This window comes from Leptospira sarikeiensis (genome assembly GCF_004769615.1).
GTDB lineage: Bacteria > Spirochaetota > Leptospiria > Leptospirales > Leptospiraceae > Leptospira_B > Leptospira_B sarikeiensis.
In genome coordinates, this window is the sequence record NZ_RQGF01000021.1 from 1 (window position 1) to 3,136 (window position 3,136).

At 38.7% G+C, this 3,136-nt stretch carries 1 pseudogene; it reads right to left on the reverse strand.

The features are described from left to right. Positions 1-3,136, reverse strand: a pseudogene (locus tag EHQ64_RS09090) (hypothetical protein); the annotation flags it as partial.

A 3,136-nucleotide genomic window follows, 5' to 3' on the forward strand; every position in this document is an offset into this window, starting at 1 on the left:
GATATTTGACATAGGATCCAAAGCGGCAAACGGAGAATAAAGCCCTGCCTTATACAATACGAATCCTTGTTTTTCTGAATCGGAAAGGCCACCACTTAACTTATTTCCAGCATAATCCAAATACTCAGAATCCGGATCTCCCAAATAACCGCTTAAAAGAGAATCCATTCGAACGGTTTTATTTAAAGAATTCACAAGACTGGATTCGTATTTTTTACTCTGCAGCCAGCTTGTGAGAGAAGCCATATTATCCGGAGTTATGTTTTCTGTAGCGGATCTAGAATAATATGCATATGTTAGATCTCTTTCTTTCAAGAAATCAGGAAGATAATAAGAGGAATTTCTAGTATCAAAATTAGAGACAAAGTTTTCTAAAAGAGACTGACCTTGGGAAGCGATTCCATATGTTAATAAGAAGTTTCTCAATACTTCGCTTTTATCTACAGTTTGGTTGTTTGCAGTTGCTGCAGCAGCAATCGCTCCAAGGTATGCTGAAAAATTACTGACCAAAGCATAGTCTGCAAGTTCAGGAGGATAAGAACTCGCACTTGCAAATGCTCCTTGAGCAAGACTTGTGTTAATTCTTTCATAACCTATCGCTAATGCTTGTTTTTGCAGTTCTTCTTTTATATCAGGATCACTTGAGATTAGCACACTTTCGATCCCTTTACTTAAATCCGCATTTTGGATCTTCGCCTGGTCTCTATATACTTTTAAGAAACTATAAAGTTCTTGGATCTGTGTTTCTGTAAGAGCCTGTCCTAAAAATTTCGCCTCTGTGTTTTGAGACAATGCATACGGATTTGTAGAAGCAGAATTCGGATCCACAGCCCATTGTTTTCCAGCTCTTACTTCCGTAATAAACTGATCTAAAGAAGTATTGGATACTAATTCGGATAAGAATGCTTCTCCTAACTGTTCTTTACGGATTTCCCAGGCATAGTTTTTCAAAGAATCCATGCCGGAAACAACGTCTGCGTCCAATTCAAAATCGGAACCTTGCAGTTTTGTTTGAAGAGAAGCAAATTTTTGAAGACCAGCTTCTATTTGAGTAATCGAGTTAAAAGCAGGTTGGCCTGAAGCCTGTAATGCCTTCAAAGTGGATTGTAATTCCACAAACAAGGTTCTTGCTTCTTGGATCGTAGTAGTATAGGTCTTAGCTGTAGTAAGAGCTGTATTTAGATTACTTTCCGTTCTATCTGCTACAGCAATGGAGGCGAAATATTTCAAATTCTCCAATTCGTCTGTATATGCTCCTGCAGTCTCTAAAGCCGAAAGAATAGAACTATTGACCTGTTCTCCATTTTGTTGTTTGGTGATGAAAAAATTTCTAAGATCTTTTACATAAGAGATAAGTTCTTCCTGATCGATCTGATTTTTAGAACCTTCTCCCAGATACACAACAACTCGATCCGAAAGTCCGTCTTGGAAATCTTCGATTTTAGTTTTTGTGGAGTTTAAAGAAGCGTACGTAGTAGATACGGAATTTAAGCTTGTTGTGATAGAATCTAATCCGGTTGATTTCGCAAACACACCGCTCAAATCACTCTGATCAATCGCAAGGCCAAGCATTCCAAGGGTCACAGACATTTCTTCGGTGATCAGAAGTTCAACCGGACCACTTTGAAGAGATGCAAAATATGTAAAATTCCCTGGATTAGTAGTATATTGGTCCAAAATACCTGCAGGAGCAGTTGCAAGAGTAGTCGCATTCAAAAGGAAATTACCGGAAAGACTTTCTTCCGATTTCATTTGAGTGACTAGGTTTCGACTCTCCGTATATGCACTTTGAGTATCCCCAGTAACGATCTGCAAGTAACCTCTTGCTTCGTCGTATGCGGTTTTTAGATCGTTAAACTTAGAAAGTACAGTATTGGATTGGGTTAAAAATTCATCACTTCCAGGAGTTAAAGAAGACAAGGTTGCCTTTGCATCATTATAAGAAGCAAATGCAGTTTGTAAGTTTCCTTTTGCAGTATTCCAGCCGCTTAAACTTGCAGATATCCCGGAAATATAATTTCCAAGACTACTAAAATCCATACTCGTAAAGACCGGGACTCCCGGATTTGTTGGATCTTCGTAATTACGTAGATCATAGATCCCTTGTAAAGAGCTCAATTGTCCGTTAAAATAATCCAGACGATTATCCGCGAATAAAGCAACCGCAGAATTTACAGCGTCATTCGCATTATTTAAGGAATTTGTTAAGTTATTGGAAGCGTTTACATAATCGGTTAATTGACTCGTATATTGGCCTTTGAGTCCTGTTGCATCCGAATACACTTTAGTTGCGATAGATGCACCGAAAATATTACTGAGAGAAGAAAGATCACTCATCGCAAGTAGGAAATCTTCCGTACTTGTTTTGCCTGTTAGATATTCTGAGAGAAGATTTTTACGTCTATCTTCCTCTTCATTATCATGATCTAAATTGGTTCCGATATTGAATGAATCTTGTAAAAGATCGGATGCTGTAACAGAAGAAAGTCCACCGATCTTAGAGCGGATCTCTGCAAGTAGTCCGCTTGTTTTATTTTCCTGTGCCTCGAAATAGTCGTCTGTAAGTGCGGACAATACGCCTCTTGTAGTCACTTGAGTCGCGAATGCGGAGAAGTTCTGAGATGCCTGATCTAAAGATGCAACCTTACTTTGAACTGCTGAACCGAAAAAGAAAGTGCTACCGAAATTATAATACTCGTTTAAAAGTCTTTTTTCTTCGGAAGTTCCGCTTGCTCTAATATCCGATCTGTCCTCTTCCGAAAACTTACCCCCGTCCTCATAGAAGGATACGCTTTCGCCTGCCGCGTCTACCTCGTCTCCTAAACTAGAGATCCAATCGTCGTAATCCGTAGAAGCTAATTGGTTTGAGATCGCGTTTCTATTATTTCTAAAAAAATCTAAAACGATATCTAAAGCTTTTCTCTTGGTCAACGCATCGGAATCAAGATCCAATCCAAGAGAACTAGTATCTGCATCTTTTAATACTTTTAGATAGATCGTATCGAAATTTCGGCTATTTTGTGGAAGACCCGCAAGATAATCGTGTAACATCTCAAGAGCTTTCTCGTTGATCTTAGCTCCTTCTAATTTTTTACGATTCTCCGCATCTTCTTTCAATTTCTGAAGACTTTCAGAA